Below are 16887 nucleotides of genomic sequence, written 5' to 3'. Positions count from 1 at the left end.
GTTCGGGGGAGTGCGGGTCGGGTCCGCGTCGGGTCCGGCGCTGGCGCCGGGTCGGCTCAGGCGCGCGCGCCGCGCGGGCTCTGTGGAGCCGATGGTACATGAGAATCGGCGTTGCGGCGGCATGCTCGCGTGGCTCGCCAAACACCTTGAGCGCATGCTCCATGCGCCTGCGCTAAACTCTTTGCGCTTGTGGCGCGGCCAGGCTAAATTGTGATTCGCCTGCCGCGCCTCGCATAACAAACACGAAACAGGCGCAGACCTGTCCGGGCGGGCTTAAGAAGTCGTGTAATTCGAAGCCGTGTAGTTCGACGTCCTTTCATCCTTGCCTCTCGCATCGCGTCCAGACCCTGGCCGTGTACGTGCGCATTGCGCGCCGTGCGCTGTCATCGGTAGTGGTAACGAAGCCGTCAGACCGTGACTGACGGGCGGCCTTCGAGCCGTCCGCTGGCAAGGCAGGCGGTCCTATTCCAGGCAACACCCGCAACAACGCGAAGACACAAGGAGAAAACATGAAATCGGTCGCTATTCTGAAGACGCTGGGCGCGGCACTGTGCCTGTCGGTGGCTTGCAGCGCGTCGTACGCGCAGGACGAGTCGGCAAGTGCTCCCGCCGCCGCCATGGCCGCTCCGGCCACCTCGGCCAAGAAGGCCGACCGCAAGCTGGGCTACACGGTGCGCAAGGCGCTCTCGAAGACCCAAGGCCTCGACGTTTCCAAGCTCAACGTGCGCTCGCACGGTGGCGCTGTCACGCTGACCGGGACGGTGCCGGATCAGGGCCAGATCGACAAGGCTGGAGAAGTCGCGAAGGGTGTGCCTGGCGTGACGTCGGTGTCGAACAAGCTGACGGTCAGAGTGGAGCAATAAACGCAGCAGCGCGCCCTGGAAACGGGGCGCCTGTGCTCAAGCAACAGCAAAAAGCCCGGCCGCTACAGACCGGGCTTTTTTTGTGCGCATCGGTCTGGCAGGCGTACGGTTGGCGTGGGCTTGGGGGCAGTTATCGCTCGAAGCCGGCAGCTTGTACGCCTAGCGCGTAAACCCGCAGCCCGCAAACGCAAGCGGCATGCGATTGCGTTATGTTGCACTGCGGCCGCCAAAATGTAGCTTGACACACAGTCTTCCCGCCGTTGGGGGTATACCGTGGGTATCGCGCGTCTTTCCCGAGGTCGAGCGCGGCCTCATCGCTGGAAAGCTGGAAATCGCCATGACCATTCATACCTATACCGACTTGCCGCTCGTCGACCGCGCGGCCTTCGAGCTGGCCTGTGCGCGGCACGGCTTCGCGCCCATGCAGTTCGACATTCGAGGCGAAGCCGACCCCAACGACCCGGAGCATGGCGACATGCTGATCGTGCGGCGCGGCGCCTGGGCGCAGGCTTACCGCATCGACGCCCGCGGTCAATGGCTGCGCCAGTTCGAGGTCGATCTCAACGGGCGGTTTTTCCGCCAGGCGCCCCACTCCTAAAGCGCACGAGGTGCGCGGCGAGTGGGGCGTGCGCCGCGTTCAGGAGAGCACGAGCCGCACGCCCACGAGTGTGAGCGTCGCGGCGAGCAGCACGCGCAGCAGCTTCTCGGGCGCCTTGGAGGAGAGCAGGCTGCCGATCGCGATGCCGGGCAGCGAGCCGCACAAGAGCGAAAGCAGCATGTGCCAGTCGATCGAGCCGAGCAGCCAGTGGCCGGCGCCCGCGAGGAGCGTGAGCGGCACGGCGTGCGCGACATCGGAGCCGACGATGCGCACGGTGGGCAGCGCCGGGTAGAGCAGCAGCAGCACGGTCACGCCGATGGCGCCCGCGCCCACCGAGGTCAGCGAGACGAGCACGCCGAGCACCGCACCCGTGAGAATCGTGAAAAAGAGCGTGCGCGCTTCGCCCGGCCCGTGGCGGTGGCGCGAGGCGAACGCAGCGAGCTGCGGGCGAAAAATCAGCGCCACGGCCGTAACGAGCAGCGCCGCGCCCAGCACGGCCTGGATCAGATGCCCGGCGCGCGGCGTGTCCATGCCATAGCGGTGCAGCAGGATCAGCGTGATCGTCGCGGCGGGCACGCTGCCGGCCGCGAGCCGCAGCGTCACGCGCCAGTCCACCGAACCCTTGAGCCCATGCACGAGCGTGCCCGCCGACTTGGTCGCGGCCGCATAAAGCAGGTCGGTGCCGACTGCCGTGGCCGGGTGCACGTGGAAGAGGAGGACCAGGATCGGCGTCATCAGCGAGCCGCCACCCACGCCGGTCAGGCCGACCAGAAATCCGACGAACAGGCCGGACAGCGAATACAGCAGATCGATATGGGGGAAGGACATCGCGCGCGAGGAGGCCGGTTCAGGGGGCTACGCCGTCGCCTGCCGCGTTGAGAACAGCGCGCGCCGTAAGCGGCGCGTCAGGCTGGACAACGGCCAAGGGGGGCGGCGAAAATCCGCTATTGTCGCAAAACCGGCGGCTTGGCGCAGGGTTAAGCGAAATCGGGTGCATTCCGCCTGACTTTCAATTGCCTTCGCAAGGACCCAGGGGCGATGCGGGCCAGGTGCCGGCTCGCAGCTTCACGTGCCTTCAGCGTATCTTCTCGCGCAGGCGCGTGCCGAACAGCGCCGCGCAGGACTGGCGCCACCATAATCAGAATCCGACATGAATCCCGGCATCCTCTACGCGTTCGCTGCATTCGTTCTCTGGGGGCTCTTCCCCATCTACTTCAAGACGCTGCACCAGATCCCCGCGCTCGAAATGCTCGCGCATCGCATGGCGTGGTCGCTCGTGTTCGTGATCGCCGTGCTCGTCGTGCGCCGCCACTGGCGCTGGTTTGGGCCCACGCTGCGCGACCGCCGCCTGCTCGGACGTTTCGTGGCGAGCGCCGTGCTGCTCTCGGCCAACTGGGGCACCTATATCTGGGCCGTCAACGCCGGGCACATCGTCGAGGCGAGCCTCGGCTATTTCATCAATCCGCTCATCAACGTGCTGTTCGGCTATGCGTTCCTGCGCGAGCGCCTGCGCCCGCTGCAATGGGCCGCCGTGGCGCTGGCCACCGCGGGCGTCGTGTGGCTCACCTGGCAGAACGGCGCGCCACCCTGGATCAGTCTCGCGCTCGCCGTGACCTTCGGCGGCTATGCGCTCCTGCGCAAGACCGCGCAGCTCGGCGCGCTCGAAGGCCTCGCGCTCGAAACGGTTCTTCTCTTTCCCGTTGCGATCGTTTATCTGACGATCGTGGGCCTCGCGGGCGCGAGCCACTTCACGCATGCCTCGCGCGGGCTGCAACTGCTGCTCGCGGCCTCCGGCCCGATCACGGCGATTCCGTTGCTCCTCTTCGGCGCGGCCGCGCGGCGCATTCCGCTGTCGATGCTCGGTCTGATCCAGTACGTCACGCCCACGCTGCAGTTGCTCACCGGCGTGCTCGTTTACGGGGAGCCGTTCGGCGCGGTGCGCGCCGTGGGTTACGGCGCGATCTGGGTCGCGCTCGGCGTGTATTCGCTCGAAGGCGTACGCAGCCTCGTGGCCGCGCGGGAGCGACGCGCGGCGTGAGGAGGCTAAGCGGCGCTGCGCTGTCGGGCATTGGCTGACCTGCCGGCGGCGCGGTAGGATGCCGGGACGACGGGCTGCACGGTCGCGGCGAATCGCGTGCGGGTTGCGCGATGCAGTTGCGCGAATCAGTCGCAACCCGCCGTGCCTTAACCCGCAGTCAATCCTCAGTGGAGTGCCCCGCGCATGAGTATCGAAGCCGTTCGCCGGTTCGAGGAAGAATTCGCACCGCGCATTGCGGCGAAGCTGGCGAAACAATTCGGCCCCTCGGTGCACGTCGATGTCGTGCCCAACGCCGGGCACGGGCACCCTACGCGCGTGCGTCTGCGCGGCGTCGCGAACGAGCACCGGCATCCGTATGTGTATCCGCTGAACGTCGCACTGACCTGGGACGCCGAGGAGGTCGAGCGCCTCATGGAGCCCGGCGGCGAAGCGCGCTTCGAGCACTACCTCGAAGCGACCGGGCGCAAGCTGGCGTCATGGGAGTCGGCGCGCTCTGTCGATTTCGCTTCGCGCACGCAAGGCGAGCCGGAGGTGCTGCTAGGCGGGCTCGATTTCGAGGGCTAATTCGAACAGTAAGTGCGCGAGCGCCTTAGCCCTCGAGTTTCATCAGCCGCGCGCAGCCCGCGTGAGCCACTCGCGGCCCTTGAGCATGCCCCACCAGTAGAAGCTCGGCAGCACGCTTGCCTTGAGCAGCCACATGAGGCGGCGTGGCCGCGTGGGGTCGAGCGGGAAGGTCGGCAAGAGACGCCCGCCATATCCGAACTCGGCCAGCACGACCTTGCCCCTCTCCACGGTGAGCGGACACGACCCGTAACCGTCGTAGCGATACGCCAGCGGTGCACCCGCACGTGCGGCGAGCAGGTTCTCGGCCACGATCACGGCCTGCTTGCGCGCGGCCGCGCCGGTCTTGGCGTTCGGCGCGGAGCACACGTCGCCGAGCGAAAACACGTTCGGATAGCGCGGATGCTGGAGCGTGGCGTGATCGACTTCGCACCAGCCGGCTTCGTCGGCGAGCCGACTGTCGCGGATGAAGTCGGGCGCAACCTGCGGCGGCACGGCGTGCAGCATGTCGAAGCGCTTCTCCACACGCGTGACGTTGCCGTTCGCATCCTTCACTTCGAAGGTGGCGATGCGCGCCGGGCCGTCCACGGCCACGAGATTCGACGAGAACGCGAGGTTCGCGTGGTAGCGCTTCACGTACTCCATGAGCGGCGGCACGAAGGTCGCCACGCCGAACAGCACGGCGCCCGCGAGATTGAACTCCACGTTGACCTTACCGAGCACATCCTGGCGTTGCCAGTGGTCGCACGCGAGGGACATGGCCTTTTGCGGCGCGCCCGCGCACTTGATCGGCATGCCGGGCTGGCTGAAGAGCGCCGTGCCGCCCTTCATCTGCTGCACGAGCTGCCAGGTGTAGGGCGCGAGGTCATAGCGATAGTTCGAGGTCACACCGTTCTTGCCGAGCGTTTGCGTGAGGCCCGCAATGCGCTCCCACGCGAGCCGCAGTCCCGGCGCCACGATGAGCTGGCGGTAGGCTACGCGCACGCCGCTGTCGAGCTGCACGACGTTCGCGTCCGGCTCGACGCGCGTGGCGGCCGCGCGGAACCACTTCACGCCCGCGGGCATGACGCTCGCCATGGGCCGGCGCGTTTTCGTCACGTCGTACGCGCCGCCGCCGACCAGCGTCCACGCGGGCTGATAGTCATGGTGATCGCTCGGCTCGACAATGGCGATTTTCAGGCTCGGCTCGCGGCGCAAGAGGCTCGCGCTGACGGCGATGCCCGCTGTGCCGCCGCCGATCACGACGACGTCCCAGGTTTCGCCTTCCCACGCGCAGGCCGCCGTCGCGGCGCGCGCGGCGTTCGCGGCTTGCGTGGCTTGGGTGGGTGCGCCTTGCTGCGCGAGCCGATAGAGGCTCGTGGCGCGGTTGCCGCTGCGGCAGTACGCGAGCACGGGGCCGGGCAGGTCGATCAGCAACTGGGCGAAGCGCGCAGCGTCGTCGGCGGTGATCTGGCCGGGCTTCACCGGCAGATACGCGAACTGCAGACCGAGCTGCGAGGCCGTGGCGCGCAGCGCCTGCGACGTGGGTTGCGCGTCGCCGCCCTCACCATCGGGCCGGTTGCTGATGATCGAGCGATAGCCCGCCGCCTGGATGGCGGCGAGGTCGTCGGGCGTGATCTGGTCGGCGCTCGCGAAGCGCGCGTCGTGTTGCGTGATTTGCATGTCGTTTTGGTCCCGAGGCTGGTGCGGCGTAGTGCTGCTTTATTGCGGTTTGGTGCTGATTGTTGTGGCTTCTTGCGAGCGGCGGCGGCGCTCCAGCACGGCGTAAATCGCCATGCCCGCGAGCATGGCGGCGGCGAAGAGCCAGGCGCGCGGCTGACCGCCGCCCGCGGCGACGAGCGCGGGGCCGGGGCAGAAGCCCGCGAGCCCCCAGCCCGCGCCGAACAGCAAGGCGCCGCCAACCAACCGGCCATCGATGCGCCGCGACGTGGGCAGCTGAATCGGCGCGCCAGCGAGGCTCAATGTTCGTCTGCGCGCGAGCCAGAAGGCGGGTGCGGCGAGCGCGATTGCGCCAGCCATCACGAAGGCAAGCGATGGGTCCCAGTTCCCGGCGAGATCGAGAAAGCCGAGCACCTTGGCCGGATTGGCCATGCCCGAGACGAGCAGGCCGATACCGAACAGCAGACCGCACGCGAATGCGCTGAGTTTTCGCATCTCAGCCTCCGATCAGGTGACGCACGGCAAACACGGTGGCGAAGCCCGCCGCCATGAACGCGCCCGTGGCGACGAACGAGCGGCGCGAGCCGCGCGCGATCCCGCACACGCCGTGGCCACTCGTGCAGCCCGAGCCGTAACGGGTGCCGACGCCGACCAGCAGGCCCGCCACGACGAGCGTGAGCATCGACGCATCGATCTGCATGGCCGGAAGCGCCGCGCGCAGCCGCCACAGCAATGGGGCGGCAACGAGGCCAATGACGAACGCGGCATTCACGCTGCGCTCGCCGCTCGCGCCCGGCAACAAGCCGCCCAGCAAGCCGCTGATACCGGCGATGCGCCCATTCACGAGCACGAAGAGCGCGGCAGCCGCGCCGATCATCAGGCCGCCCGCGAACGAGGCGTAGGGCGTGAAGTGAGCGAGGTCGAGGCTCATGCCGGATGGACCTTGAGCCGCCCGCAATAGAGGCTCGAGAGCGTCTGCATGACCTGGACGACTTCGGGGCTCGCGAGGCGGTAGTAGATGTATTTGCCTTCGCGGCGCGTATCGACGAGGCCTTCGTCGCGCAGCTTGCCGAGGTGCTGCGAAAGGCTCGGCTGATGCACGCCCACCAGATCCTCGAGTTCGCCGACGTTGCGCTCGCCTTCGGTGAGCTGGCAAAGCAGCAGGAGACGGTCTTCGTGGGCAAGCGCCTTGAGCAGCGCGCAGCACTTTTCGGCGGATTCGCGCAGGGCCGCGAGCGCTTCGGGAGTGAGTGGGGAGTTCATGGGTCGGCCCGTCGGACGAGGTTACAAGTCAATGATCCAGATTATACTTTGTCTAAAAACATTATATAAATTTATAATATGTGTTTCAATAGAGGGTCATTTGTGTGGAGTCCTCGATGTCCAATCCAGTGTCCAACCCAGCGCAGCTATCAAAACCCGAACCGAGCGTCGAGCCCTTTTTCGACCCCGTCACGGCCACGGTCACCTACGTCGTGCACGCCGGGCGCGGCACCAACTGTGCGATCGTCGACCCGGTGCTCGACTACGATCCCAAATCGGGCCGCACCGCCACGGAATCGGCCGATCGCGTGATCGGATTCGTGCGCGAATACGGACTTCGCGTCGAGTGGCTGCTCGAAACGCACGCGCACGCCGATCATCTTTCGGGGGCGCCGTATCTGAAGGCGCAACTGGGCGGGCGCATTGCGATTGGCGAGCACATTCGCGCCGTGCAGGGCGTGTTTCGCGCGGTGTTCAATCTGGGCGAGACGCTCAGCGCGGACGGCAGCCAGTTCGACGTGCTGTTCCAGGACGGCGAGACGTTCAAGGTCGGCGCTTTGGAGGCGCGCGCGCTGCACGTGCCCGGCCACACGCCCGCCGACCTCGCGTACCAGATCGGCAACGCCGTGTTCGTGGGCGACACGCTCTTCATGCCCGACGTGGGCTCGGCGCGCTGCGACTTCCCGGGCGGCGACGCGCACACGCTCTACCGCTCGGCGCGCAAGCTGCTCGACCTGCCGGGCGACACGCGGCTCTTCATGTGCCACGACTATCCGCCGGCTTCGCGCGGCCCCTGTTTCGAGACCACGGTCAGCGCGCAGCGCAGCGGCAACATCCACCTGAACGAGACCGTGAGCGAAGAGGCGTTCGTGCAGATGCGCACCGCGCGCGACCGCACGCTCGCCATGCCGAACCTGATCCTGCCGTCGATCCAGGTGAACATCCGCGCGGGCCGCATGCCGGAGCCCGAAGCCAACGGCGTGCGTTATCTGAAGATTCCGGTTGACGCGCTTTGAATCGTTGCGGCATGAGTTCCGCAATGTGCTTCCGGGAGGGCGGGAATCCGTCTTTGATCGCTCGCTGCCCGCGCACTTCGCTGTTCAGTTCGCGTCCTCGTTGACCGGCACGTCGCTGGCCGGTTCCGCCTGGGCGCCCGTGCCTGTGTCGTTCGCGCCGGGAGTGCGGGATCTGCGCAACCGTATGGTCGGCACAGCGTGCAACAGACGACGCGCGTGTCTGTGCAGCGGCCAGTCGACGAACTGGTAGAGCGCGGCGCCCATCGCCGTAGCGACGATCATCGTCAGCGCCACTCCGAGCGGCGCAGTCGTGTCAAAGCCGTCGAGAGCTTTCGGCAGTAGTTTGCGCGCGGCTTCTACACAATATGGATGGCTCAGATAAATGGCATAACTCGCGTTGCCGATGAATATCGCTGCGCGAGTCAACGGGCCGGAGCCCATCGCCGACTCCAGGCTCAGTGTGCTGGCGATCAGCACGAAAGCCGGAAGGCCGTAATAGAGCAACGGTGCGTCGGAAAGGTCGTGCCAGTTGATGTAGGCCATCCATGCATAGGCTGCAACTGCCATGCATCCGGCAAGCGGCAGCTTGATCCGGACTCCGAACTTCCAGAGCTGATAGGCCATGAAGCCGAGCGGAAACTCGAATATCCGCGGATTCGAATAGAACGCGGTGAACACGCCGTGCGAGTTCCATGCCTTCGCCGCGCAAAAGATCGCAAGGATCAGCGCAGAAGTGAACAGCAGGCGGTGACGGCGCACCAGCATCAACGAGGCGGCCGTGACCACGTAGAACAGCATTTCGTAGTTCAGCGTCCAGCCGACGAACAACATCGGGAATATCTGGCCACTTTCCTTGCGATAGGGAATGAAAAACAGCGATTTCAGCAGATTCCCGAGGTCGGCGGTCGTCGAATTCAACAACGCAGGCGCGGCGAGTGCTCCGACGAATACGCCAAACGTCAGCACCCAGTACAGCGGCACAATGCGGGCAATGCGGTCCGCGAGAAAGCGCTGTGTGGTCAATTTGGGATTGTCCAGCACGAGGGCGATGACGAACCCGCTTATCACGAAGAAAATGTCGACGCCAAATTCGCCGAACGTGTGTCCGGTCGGCGACATGATGTGAAAGAAGATAACCGTTATCGCTGCAACAGCACGCAGCACGGTAAGGGACTTTAACTTTTGCATGTTGGGTGCGCGGTCTGCGCGTTCGCCGATGGCGGCCGGGACGGATGCTCTGCGTTTGATCGCGGCTATTCTGACATTGCCGAAACGCACGCGTGTGCCTAGTTTTGTGTGTGACCGTACACAAGCTAGCAATTAGCTAAAGAGTTACCTTGTCCGGAATTCGAAAGCATCTGTCCGCACAACCGGGCTGCAACAACCTACATTGGCTTGCGTACGCGTATGCAGTCGCGCGAAAACCAATCCCACGGAGAGAAGCCATGAAAGCCATCCAGTTCAAAACCTTTGGCAAACCCGACCTGCTTGAGTACGTCGATCTGCCGACGCCCGCGCCCAATGCAGACAGCGCACTCGTGCAGGTGCGCGCCGCCTCGGTCAACCCGAGCGACGTGAAGAACGTCTCCGGCCATTTCGAGCACACGGTGCCGCCGCGGGTGCCCGGACGCGACTTCAGCGGTGTGGTGGTGGCGGGCCCCGAGGAGTGGCTCGGCGCCGAGGTCTGGGGAACGGGCGGCGACATCGGCTTCACGCGCGACGGCACGCACGCCGAGTTCATCGAGGTGCCCGTGGCCGCGCTCGCGCGCAAGCCCGCGGCGCTCTCGCACGCGCAGGCCGCGTCGATCGGCGTGAACTTCGTGGTGGCGTGGCTGGGCACCGTCGACTACGCGCGTCTCGCCGAGGGCGAAACGATCGCCGTGATCGGTGTGTCGGGCGGGGTGGGCGGCGCGGTTACGCAGATCGCGAAGGCGCGCGGCGCGCGCGTGATCGGCGTGGGTCGCGAGGCGCCGCTTGCCGGGTCGCCGGCCGCGCGACTCATCGACGCCTTCGTTCCCATGAACGAGCACACGGCAGAACGCGTACGCGAGCTGACGGGGGGGGCCGGCGCGGACGTGGTCTACGACGCCGTGGGCGGCGTGGCGTTCGAACTGGCGCTCTCGCTTGCGAAGCGGCGGGGCCGCGTGGTCGAAATCAGCGCAACGGGCAAGCGGCGCGTGGAGTTCGATCTCATCGACTTCTATCACAACGAGACGCAGCTGCTCGGCGCCGATAGCGCGAAGCTCGGCGTGGCCGAATCCGCGCCGCTCATGCGCACTATTGCCGAAGCGTTCGACGCGGGCCAGTTCGAGCCGCCCGTCGTGGCCGCGCACTTTCCGCTCGCGCGGGCGCGCGAAGCCTACGAGGCGGTCGCCGCGGGCACGGCTGGGCGCGTCGTGATTGACATGGCGTGAGCGCCGCTCGAACGAACGGGAGAAGAGGGTGAAGGGCTATCTGGTGTCGTTCGCGGTCGGCGCGCTCGCGGGGCTGCTCTATAACGTGCTGCAGGTGAAATCGCCCGCACCGCCGACCATCGCGCTCGTCGGGCTGCTCGGCATGCTGGCGGGCGAGAACGTCATCGGCGTCGTGCGCGCATGCGTCGCGCATCTCGCGGGGTGAGCGGGGCAAGCCTCACTCACCGCGCCGGATATCGCCCCGCGCGGATTTTGCCGACGGGCTGGCTCACGCCCCGGCCCGCACGAGCCGCTCGGGCAAACGCGTGCGTAGTTCGCGTGCGTCGAGCGCCGCGAGATCCTTGTCGAGTTCGAGCGTGACGAGGCTGCGCGTTTGCGCGTCGATGGCCTTGCGCAGCACGCCGAGAAACGCGGGCGGCGCCGTGAGCACGAGCGTGCCGTAGCGCGCATCGTTGCGGGCCTTCGCGAGCGTCGTCGCGATCTCGGCCGCGAACACGGTGGCTTCGTGGTCGTGCTGGCTGGTGTCGGGATCGGTCGCGCTGCGGCCGAAGCCGACGCGGTCGGTGGTGCGTCCCGGCTTGTCGGTCACGAGGTTCTCGTCCGACATGCGGCCTTGCAGATGGAGCAGCGTCTCGACTTCGTCGATGGCGCCCAGCGGGCTTTCGGCGGCGAAAATGCGCGCGGTCACACGGTTGGCGACGACAATCCAGATCGTTTTCGACATGTTCGACTCCCTGTCATGGCGCCCGGCGCATGCGGCCGCCGGGCGGTTGAGTGGACTCGCGCCACGCGGCGTGAACACCAAGGGTAGCGCGCTTCGGGCCGCACGGCGCGGGAAATGCCGCCGCGCTCGTCGACGCGCCGCTGGCGCTCGCGCGAGGCGCGAAAGTGTCGGAACGGCGAGCCGCGTGCCCGCTGGCGGCTTGCCCTTCCAGAATTCGGGAGGATGATTCTTGTCGGCGGTGGATTATCTTTTTCTGCGGAAGCGCCTAGCCTTTAGACTCCGCAGCGCGCTGCACTGGAGTCCGACATGAGCCCGAACGACTCGACCGCCTCGACCCCCGATCGCATCCTCCGTTATCCGAGCGACGTCGCCTTCACGCCGACGGTCAAGGCGATGCAGGAGCGCCTGGGTTCGCGCGAGCTCTATGCGAGCGTGGAGCGCGATCACGCGTGGGGCGTGGCGCTCACGCCCAAAATCAAGGAATTCATTTCCGCGCAGACGAGCGTTTTTCTCGGCACCGCAAATACCGAAGGGCAGCCGTACATTCAGCATCGCGGCGGCCCGGCTGGCTTTCTGCACGTGGTGGACGAGCACACCATTGCCTTCGCCGATTTCATCGGCAACCAGCAATACATCACGCTCGGCAACCTCGCCGACAACCCGAAGGCGCATCTGTTCGTGATTGATTATGCGCGCCGGCGGCGCGTGAAAATCTGGGGTCGCGCGCGCGTGGTCGAAGACCCGACGCTGCTCGCGGAACTGATGCCCGCGGGCTACAAGGCGCGCGCCGAGCGGGTAATCGTCTTCACGGTGCATGCGTGGGACATGAACTGTCCGCAGCACATTCCGCAGCGCTTCGAGGCGGCGGACGTGAAGTCGGCACTAGACGAGCGCGACGCGCGCATTCGCGAACTGGAGGAGGCCGCCGCGCAACGCGAGGCCCGTGTACGCGAACTGGAAGCGGAGGTCGCGCGGCTGCGCGAAGGCGCCGCGGTGTGAGCGGGCGCTCGCACCGCGACTCACCCGCAAGCGGCTTACTTTGCCTTGTCCGCTGTGTTGGTGATGGCCTGGCCGCCCTTCGAAATGTCCTGGCCTGCCCCTGCAATGGTGTTGCACGCGGCGAGCGTCACGGCGAACAGTGCAAGCGCAAACGCGAGATAACGGCTCATATGGGCTCTCCCTGAATCGAATAGACGTTAAATAAGCGTCGAATGGAAGCGGCGGCGGGCATGAGGCATGCGCGCCGCCGTTCGTTTAAATTCTACGCGCGAAGCGGGGACACATGCGCCGAGGCTGCGCGCTGGCGCATGCGTAACATCAAGCCGTTTTCAGCGCTTGCGCGTCCTGCGCACGACAAGCCACTTGGGTGAGCGAAAGCGCACGATGCTCACGTAGAGCCACACGTAGGTGAGCGCGAACAGCACGACGAAGCAGAACAGGTGCACCGTGTGGCGCCAGAACAGCGTGGCCGGAATCACGGCGATCAGGCAAAGCAGCCACAGGTAGGGTGACGTGAGCGAATTGCGCCGCGTGAGTTCGCGTGCGTTGTGTGCGCCCACGACCCAGCGCATGAGGCGCTTGTAGACGAGCATGTGCAGGTGCACGCCGTCGGGAATGCCGGGCGACATCCCGCGCACGAACTTCTTCCGGTAAATCGAGAAGCAGGTCTCGAAGATCGGATACATGAAGAGCAGCACCGGATACCACGCTGACACGTCGCGGTTGCGCATGACGAGCAGGATCGACAGTTCGGCGAGCATGAAGCCGATGAAATACGCGCCGCCGTCGCCGAGGAAGATCAGGCCCGCCGGGAAATTCCACATGAAAAAGCCCAGCACCGCGCCCATCATGATGAACGACGCGGAGAGCACCACGGGGTCGTGCACCTGGAAGGCCACGTAGGCGAGCGAGGCGAACATCATGAACGCGACCATCGAGGCGAGGCCGTTGAAGCCGTCGATGATGTTGATCGCGTTGGCGAGCGCCGCGACTGCGAGCACGGTGATGACGAAGGAAATCGCTGCGTAGGAAAGCAGGAAGTCGAGCGGCGGCACGCTGATGCGCGTGACCGCGATGCCGAGGAACCAGAATGCGAGCGCGGCGGCGGCCATCGTGCAGAGCAGGCGCGCAAGCGGCGAGACGCGCTTGGTCAGATCTTCGATGAGCCCCGAGGCGAACGCGGGCAGCCCGCACGCGACGATGCCGAGTATGCCGCCCGAGACGGCCGGATATGCCCCGTGCAACTGCGCAGCCGCGACGATGAGCCCCGCCAGGATGCCCGTTCCGCCGATGCGCGGCACCGGCCGCACGTGAAATTTCTGCACGCCCACGAGATCGGAGTCGACGGAGAACCTTTCATGCAGATGCGCGTAACGCACGATCAGCAGCGTGACCAGCAATGAAACGAGAAAGCCGAGGGCAAAACTGAGCATGAAAGGAAACCGCGACCGGAAGGAGGAATGCGCGATTATACAAAGGCGGACACGGCGCACGCCCGAACCTCCTGCGGTCGGTGCGGTGTGTCCGCTCCGGTCAGGAAATGCGTTGCCTGGCAGTGCGCTCAGGTTCCCGGCGTGTTCGCCGGTGTGATCTCGAGCAGGATGACGTGATCGGGTACGTCCACGGCGAGTTGGCGCAGGTCTCGATGGCTTTCGAGCGGCTCCGACGAAGCGAGCGGATCGTAAAGGTCGACACGCCTGGCCTTTTCGCCAAAGTCGAGATTGACACGCGCGGGTGGGCTAGCGAGCGGCGTACCCGTCGCCCGGTTCCAGATGAGCGTTTCGTTCCAGAGCACCAGCACGAAGCGGCCGTCCTTCTTCTGCAGCAGGAGGCTGTTTGCCGACTCCGGCATATCCGAAAGCGTATAGGCGAGCGTGCTGCGCGCCGCTGCGCTTGTGCGTCGCGTGGTGTTGGCATTCAGGATCGACGTGAGATTGCGAATGGCGTAGGCCACCGGCTTGGGGCTGTTGTCGTTGCGAAAGAGTCCGTAATGCATTTCGTCGTTCTTGCGCGTCGGATCGGGCTTTTCGTCGAGCAATTCATAGACGTAGAGCCGCTTCACACCCGCCGCTGCCGCATCCATATAACCGTTGAGAACGCCCTTGGCCTGGGTCGGCTCGTCGACGCCTAGCATGTACCAGCCCGCCTGCGGCAAAGAGAAGTAGCCGAACTCGGTGATGACGAGCGGCAACTGAAATCTCTGGCCGAGGTGAATAGCAGCCAGCATCCACTTGTCGCCGTTCGCATTCCAGAGGGGTTGTTCGCCGTTTTGGGGGTAGACATGCTGATTCGCGTAGTCGGCAGAAGCCGCACGGGTCTCGACTGACTTGGGCTCGAAGCCGGTCGCGTCGTATACGGGCACCCCCTTAAGCTCCGGCACGCCGTGTACACGTGCGTAGAGGTCGCGCTGCACGGCGAGCCCGGCCGAGGCGCCGGTAAGTCCCTGGTAAGCGACGGGAAAGTTGTTGAGTTCGTTGGGGCCTTCGATGGCCGCGACGCTGCCGGGCACCTCGGTGTTCAGCTTCGCAACCTGCCCGATGTGCTTCTCGAAGTCCGCGCCCATCAAAAAGTTGAATTTCACGCCGCGCTGCGCGAGATAGACGTAGCTCGAGAACGGAATGGAGGAGCCTGGCGCGTAGTCGCGCACGTGCTGGATGCCGAGCCATGCCATGTCGTCGGCGACGTTGTGCACATTGACGTACGCGCCGTCGGTGTAGCTGACGTGGGTGACGACCGCGAGCGTCTGGAGGAATGCCTCGGCTGGCATTGCATGCACTGCGTCGCTGGCTTGCACCGCCGTTGCGCACGCGAGCGCGCAGATACCTGCCGCGAAGCTTTCAATGGTACGCATGCCGAACGGCGGGGTCCGTTTCGGGTGGCTCGCGTGTCGCGAACTGGCGGTATCGGTGAGCAGACGATGGCTGGTTGCTACGGAATGCATCACGGCGTATTCCTCGCGTGGAACGGTTGCCGGCTACCGATTACGCGCGCTTGCTTGCTCCACGCCGGCATTTCAGTTGGCTTGCCACTGGAGGCGCAGCCAGAAAGCATTTTGCCGTGTCATTGGGCGCATCATGTGTGCGACGGCGAACGGATAGATATTCAGCAGGAGATTAGATTCCGTCTACCACAGGTGTCGCGATCGAATAATGAAAATAGAGCCGATTTTCGCGACTTCCAGAATAATCATTAAGTAATCCTTCATATCAATTAGCCGAACCAGGCGTCGCGAGAGACGCTGCGTTATGTGCGCTTGCGCACATAACGCAGCGCTCGCATTGTGGCTTGCAGAGCGCCCCCCACGTGGTTCGGATTATGAAGCATCGACGATCAGAAACTGTTGGTGGGATTGCGCACGGTTCCTGCGTCGCTCGCGCCGTAATGTGTTGTCGTGGGTTATCGGGGCAGGCGGCACGGACGTATGGATCGCCTGAGACGGGGATTTCCGTGCGTTCGCCGGTGGCGGGCGACGGCGCCAGCCCATGAACGTCTGACGAACACGACACGCATTGGGGCAGGGACATGTCAGAGCTTATGCAACGGTCAGAGCTTACGCAACGTACGGTCGATATCGTGCTGCAACGTACGGTCGATGTCGTGCTGATCGTGGTGGGCGCCATATGCGCCGTACACCTGAATCTAAATTCCGCACAGGTGGCCGCGGTGCATCACCCCGATCCCACGCTGGTGGCGTTTTGCGCGGCGCTCGCCCTCTCGGTCTTTCCCGCCTGCGGGACCTATGGCACACGTGGCAGCCGGTCGCTTTTCAGCGTCGCGGGCCGCACGGCGTTCGCATGGCTCGCGGTGCAGCTTTGCGGACTCGTGCTGCTTTATGCGATTCATCACGATCATCTGCTGGCGCTGCCCTGGTTCATGTACTGGACATTGACGACGGGTATTTCCCTGCTGCTGTCGCACACACTGTTCTTTTCGGAATTGAGCGTGTTACGTGTTACGCGTGCATGGTGGCGCAGGGAGCCTCTTGAGGTCGGTGTACGCGACACGGTTCGCAGTGCCGTCATCGGGCATGCCTTGAAACGCCTCTTTGACATCGTGGCGGCGGTTAGTGCGATCGTCTTGCTCTCGCCATTGCTCGTCGTGCTCGCGCTGCTGGTCAAGCGCGATGGCGGTCCGGCGTTATACGGCCATACGCGCGTGGGCCGCCATGGCAAGAAGTTCCGCTGTCTCAAGTTCCGGTCGATGGTGGTGAACTCGGAGCAGGTGCTCAAGGATCTGCTCGAGCGTGATCCCGAAGCCCGCGCCGAATGGGAGCGTGAATTTAAGCTGAAGAACGACGTGCGCGTCACGCGGATCGGCCACTTTCTGCGCCGCTCGAGTCTCGATGAACTGCCGCAGGTCTGGAACGTCCTGCGCGGCCAGATGAGTTTTGTCGGCCCGCGCCCGATCATCGACCAGGAACTGGAGCGCTATGGCGAGGCGAGAAAGTACTACCTGATGGCCACGCCGGGTATCACGGGCCTGTGGCAGGTGAGCGGGCGCAACGATATCGACTACGCAACGCGCGTTTTGCTCGACGTTTCCTATGTGGAGAACTGGACCTTCCGGAAGGACATCGGGATTCTGTTCAAGACGTTTTCCGTGGTGATCCGTGGGAACGGCGCGTATTGAGCTGCAAACGAGTCGCAAACGGAACGGAAAGCGGACTGCATACGTGTTAGTGCGAGTCGCGGTTGACATATCAGGTATCCGGGCCACACGGCATGACCCGGAACGCGTGTAACGGATTGGGGG

At 65.1% G+C, this 16887-nt stretch carries 19 protein-coding genes; 9 read left to right on the top strand and 10 right to left on the bottom strand.

Annotation, left to right across the window (positions count from 1 at the left end; translation table 11 throughout):
• Positions 1-509 precede the first annotated feature (509 nt).
• A complete protein-coding gene (locus M3I56_RS26065) occupies positions 510-863 on the top strand; it encodes a BON domain-containing protein (RefSeq protein WP_254356386.1) in 354 nt (117 codons plus the stop codon).
• Positions 864-1200: 337 nt separating this feature from the next.
• Entirely contained in the window at positions 1201-1461 is a 261-nt protein-coding gene (locus M3I56_RS26060; protein WP_254356385.1) for a hypothetical protein, read from the top strand.
• Positions 1462-1500: 39 nt separating this feature from the next.
• Here M3I56_RS26060 and M3I56_RS26055 read toward each other — a convergent pair whose 3' ends face one another.
• A complete protein-coding gene (locus M3I56_RS26055; protein WP_254356384.1) occupies positions 1501-2289 on the bottom strand; it encodes a sulfite exporter TauE/SafE family protein in 789 nt (262 codons plus the stop codon).
• A gap of 322 nt (positions 2290-2611) precedes the next feature.
• Here M3I56_RS26055 and rarD point away from each other — a divergent pair, with 322 nt between their 5' ends.
• Positions 2612-3499 carry an EamA family transporter RarD gene (gene rarD / locus M3I56_RS26050; protein ID WP_254356383.1) on the top strand — a complete coding sequence of 296 codons (888 nt, stop codon included), beginning with the start codon at positions 2612-2614 and terminating at the stop codon, positions 3497-3499.
• A gap of 183 nt (positions 3500-3682) precedes the next feature.
• A complete protein-coding gene (locus M3I56_RS26045) occupies positions 3683-4063 on the top strand; it encodes a DUF5594 family protein (protein WP_254356382.1) in 381 nt (126 codons plus the stop codon).
• A 42-nt stretch (positions 4064-4105) separates the two neighbouring features.
• On the opposite strand, the gene M3I56_RS26040 is transcribed toward M3I56_RS26045, so the two are convergent.
• The 4 genes from M3I56_RS26040 to M3I56_RS26025 are packed head-to-tail and all read right to left on the bottom strand — an operon-like array spanning position 4106 to position 6982.
• Positions 4106-5722, bottom strand: a complete 1617-nt coding sequence (locus M3I56_RS26040; protein ID WP_254356381.1) for a bifunctional protein tyrosine phosphatase family protein/NAD(P)/FAD-dependent oxidoreductase — start codon at positions 5720-5722, stop codon at positions 4106-4108.
• Positions 5723-5761: 39 nt separating this feature from the next.
• Positions 5762-6214, bottom strand: coding sequence for a YeeE/YedE family protein (locus M3I56_RS26035; protein WP_254356380.1), 453 nt, complete (start codon positions 6212-6214; stop codon positions 5762-5764).
• Between the two features lies 1 nt (position 6215).
• The gene (locus tag M3I56_RS26030; protein ID WP_254356379.1) at positions 6216-6650 is read right to left on the bottom strand and encodes a YeeE/YedE family protein; all 435 of its coding nucleotides are present in this window, start codon (positions 6648-6650) and stop codon (positions 6216-6218) included.
• Positions 6647-6982, bottom strand: a complete 336-nt coding sequence (locus M3I56_RS26025) for a metalloregulator ArsR/SmtB family transcription factor (protein WP_254356378.1) — start codon at positions 6980-6982, stop codon at positions 6647-6649. Before M3I56_RS26025 ends, M3I56_RS26030 begins: the two co-directional genes overlap by 4 nt.
• Before the next feature lie 116 nt (positions 6983-7098).
• On the opposite strand from M3I56_RS26025, the gene M3I56_RS26020 reads away from it, so the two are divergent.
• Complete coding sequence (locus M3I56_RS26020) at positions 7099-7998, top strand: MBL fold metallo-hydrolase (RefSeq protein WP_254356377.1); 900 nt, start codon at positions 7099-7101, stop codon at positions 7996-7998.
• A gap of 84 nt (positions 7999-8082) precedes the next feature.
• Here the strand turns inward: M3I56_RS26020 and M3I56_RS26015 are convergent, their stop codons facing one another.
• The gene (locus M3I56_RS26015; protein ID WP_254356376.1) at positions 8083-9276 is read right to left on the bottom strand and encodes an acyltransferase; all 1194 of its coding nucleotides are present in this window, start codon (positions 9274-9276) and stop codon (positions 8083-8085) included.
• A gap of 167 nt (positions 9277-9443) precedes the next feature.
• Between M3I56_RS26015 and M3I56_RS26010 the strand changes: the two genes are divergently transcribed.
• Together M3I56_RS26010 and M3I56_RS26005 are read left to right on the top strand one after the other, a co-directional pair.
• The gene (locus M3I56_RS26010; protein WP_254356375.1) at positions 9444-10412 is read left to right on the top strand and encodes a zinc-binding alcohol dehydrogenase family protein; all 969 of its coding nucleotides are present in this window, start codon (positions 9444-9446) and stop codon (positions 10410-10412) included.
• 28 nt (positions 10413-10440) lie between these two features.
• On the top strand, positions 10441-10617 hold the full coding sequence (locus M3I56_RS26005; protein WP_035512139.1) for a DUF1427 family protein: 177 nt from the start codon (positions 10441-10443) through the stop codon (positions 10615-10617).
• Between the two features lie 63 nt (positions 10618-10680).
• Here the strand turns inward: M3I56_RS26005 and M3I56_RS26000 are convergent, their stop codons facing one another.
• Entirely contained in the window at positions 10681-11136 is a 456-nt protein-coding gene (locus M3I56_RS26000) for a host attachment protein (protein ID WP_254356374.1), read from the bottom strand.
• A 306-nt stretch (positions 11137-11442) separates the two neighbouring features.
• Here M3I56_RS26000 and M3I56_RS25995 point away from each other — a divergent pair, with 306 nt between their 5' ends.
• On the top strand, positions 11443-12135 hold the full coding sequence (locus M3I56_RS25995; protein ID WP_254356373.1) for a pyridoxamine 5'-phosphate oxidase family protein: 693 nt from the start codon (positions 11443-11445) through the stop codon (positions 12133-12135).
• A 35-nt stretch (positions 12136-12170) separates the two neighbouring features.
• Here M3I56_RS25995 and M3I56_RS25990 read toward each other — a convergent pair whose 3' ends face one another.
• From M3I56_RS25990 to M3I56_RS25980, 3 genes are all read right to left on the bottom strand, one after another.
• Positions 12171-12305 carry an entericidin A/B family lipoprotein gene (locus tag M3I56_RS25990; RefSeq protein WP_028202094.1) on the bottom strand — a complete coding sequence of 45 codons (135 nt, stop codon included), beginning with the start codon at positions 12303-12305 and terminating at the stop codon, positions 12171-12173.
• 159 nt (positions 12306-12464) lie between these two features.
• Positions 12465-13568 (bottom strand): glycosyltransferase, encoded by a 1104-nt coding sequence (locus M3I56_RS25985; RefSeq protein WP_254356372.1) that lies wholly within the window; start codon positions 13566-13568, stop codon positions 12465-12467.
• A 128-nt stretch (positions 13569-13696) separates the two neighbouring features.
• Positions 13697-15076 (bottom strand): calcium-binding protein, encoded by a 1380-nt coding sequence (locus M3I56_RS25980; protein ID WP_254356389.1) that lies wholly within the window; start codon positions 15074-15076, stop codon positions 13697-13699.
• 581 nt (positions 15077-15657) lie between these two features.
• On the opposite strand from M3I56_RS25980, the gene M3I56_RS25975 reads away from it, so the two are divergent.
• Positions 15658-16764, top strand: a complete 1107-nt coding sequence (locus M3I56_RS25975) for a sugar transferase (RefSeq protein ID WP_254356371.1) — start codon at positions 15658-15660, stop codon at positions 16762-16764.
• Positions 16765-16887 lie beyond the last annotated feature (123 nt).

Source organism: Paraburkholderia sp. CNPSo 3281 (assembly GCF_024206515.1).
GTDB lineage: Bacteria > Pseudomonadota > Gammaproteobacteria > Burkholderiales > Burkholderiaceae > Paraburkholderia > Paraburkholderia nodosa.
This window is presented reverse-complemented; position numbering and strand designations above follow the sequence as displayed.

Bases quoted from the DNA above. Each gene is read 5' to 3' on its own strand.
- M3I56_RS26065 (WP_254356386.1), top strand. From the start codon at position 510: ATGAAATCGGTCGCTATTCTGAAGACGCTGGGCGCGGCACTGTGCCTG.
- M3I56_RS26060 (WP_254356385.1), top strand. From the start codon at position 1,201: ATGACCATTCATACCTATACCGACTTGCCGCTCGTCGACCGCGCGGCC.
- M3I56_RS26055 (WP_254356384.1), bottom strand. From the start codon at position 2,289: ATGTCCTTCCCCCATATCGATCTGCTGTATTCGCTGTCCGGCCTGTTC.
- rarD (WP_254356383.1), top strand. From the start codon at position 2,612: ATGAATCCCGGCATCCTCTACGCGTTCGCTGCATTCGTTCTCTGGGGG.
- M3I56_RS26045 (WP_254356382.1), top strand. From the start codon at position 3,683: ATGAGTATCGAAGCCGTTCGCCGGTTCGAGGAAGAATTCGCACCGCGC.
- M3I56_RS26040 (WP_254356381.1), bottom strand. From the start codon at position 5,722: ATGCAAATCACGCAACACGACGCGCGCTTCGCGAGCGCCGACCAGATC.
- M3I56_RS26035 (WP_254356380.1), bottom strand. From the start codon at position 6,214: ATGCGAAAACTCAGCGCATTCGCGTGCGGTCTGCTGTTCGGTATCGGC.
- M3I56_RS26030 (WP_254356379.1), bottom strand. From the start codon at position 6,650: ATGAGCCTCGACCTCGCTCACTTCACGCCCTACGCCTCGTTCGCGGGC.
- M3I56_RS26025 (WP_254356378.1), bottom strand. From the start codon at position 6,982: ATGAACTCCCCACTCACTCCCGAAGCGCTCGCGGCCCTGCGCGAATCC.
- M3I56_RS26020 (WP_254356377.1), top strand. From the start codon at position 7,099: ATGTCCAATCCAGTGTCCAACCCAGCGCAGCTATCAAAACCCGAACCG.
- M3I56_RS26010 (WP_254356375.1), top strand. From the start codon at position 9,444: ATGAAAGCCATCCAGTTCAAAACCTTTGGCAAACCCGACCTGCTTGAG.
- M3I56_RS26000 (WP_254356374.1), bottom strand. From the start codon at position 11,136: ATGTCGAAAACGATCTGGATTGTCGTCGCCAACCGTGTGACCGCGCGC.
- M3I56_RS25995 (WP_254356373.1), top strand. From the start codon at position 11,443: ATGAGCCCGAACGACTCGACCGCCTCGACCCCCGATCGCATCCTCCGT.
- M3I56_RS25990 (WP_028202094.1), bottom strand. From the start codon at position 12,305: ATGAGCCGTTATCTCGCGTTTGCGCTTGCACTGTTCGCCGTGACGCTC.
- M3I56_RS25985 (WP_254356372.1), bottom strand. From the start codon at position 13,568: ATGCTCAGTTTTGCCCTCGGCTTTCTCGTTTCATTGCTGGTCACGCTG.
- M3I56_RS25980 (WP_254356389.1), bottom strand. From the start codon at position 15,076: ATGCATTCCGTAGCAACCAGCCATCGTCTGCTCACCGATACCGCCAGT.
- M3I56_RS25975 (WP_254356371.1), top strand. From the start codon at position 15,658: ATGTCAGAGCTTATGCAACGGTCAGAGCTTACGCAACGTACGGTCGAT.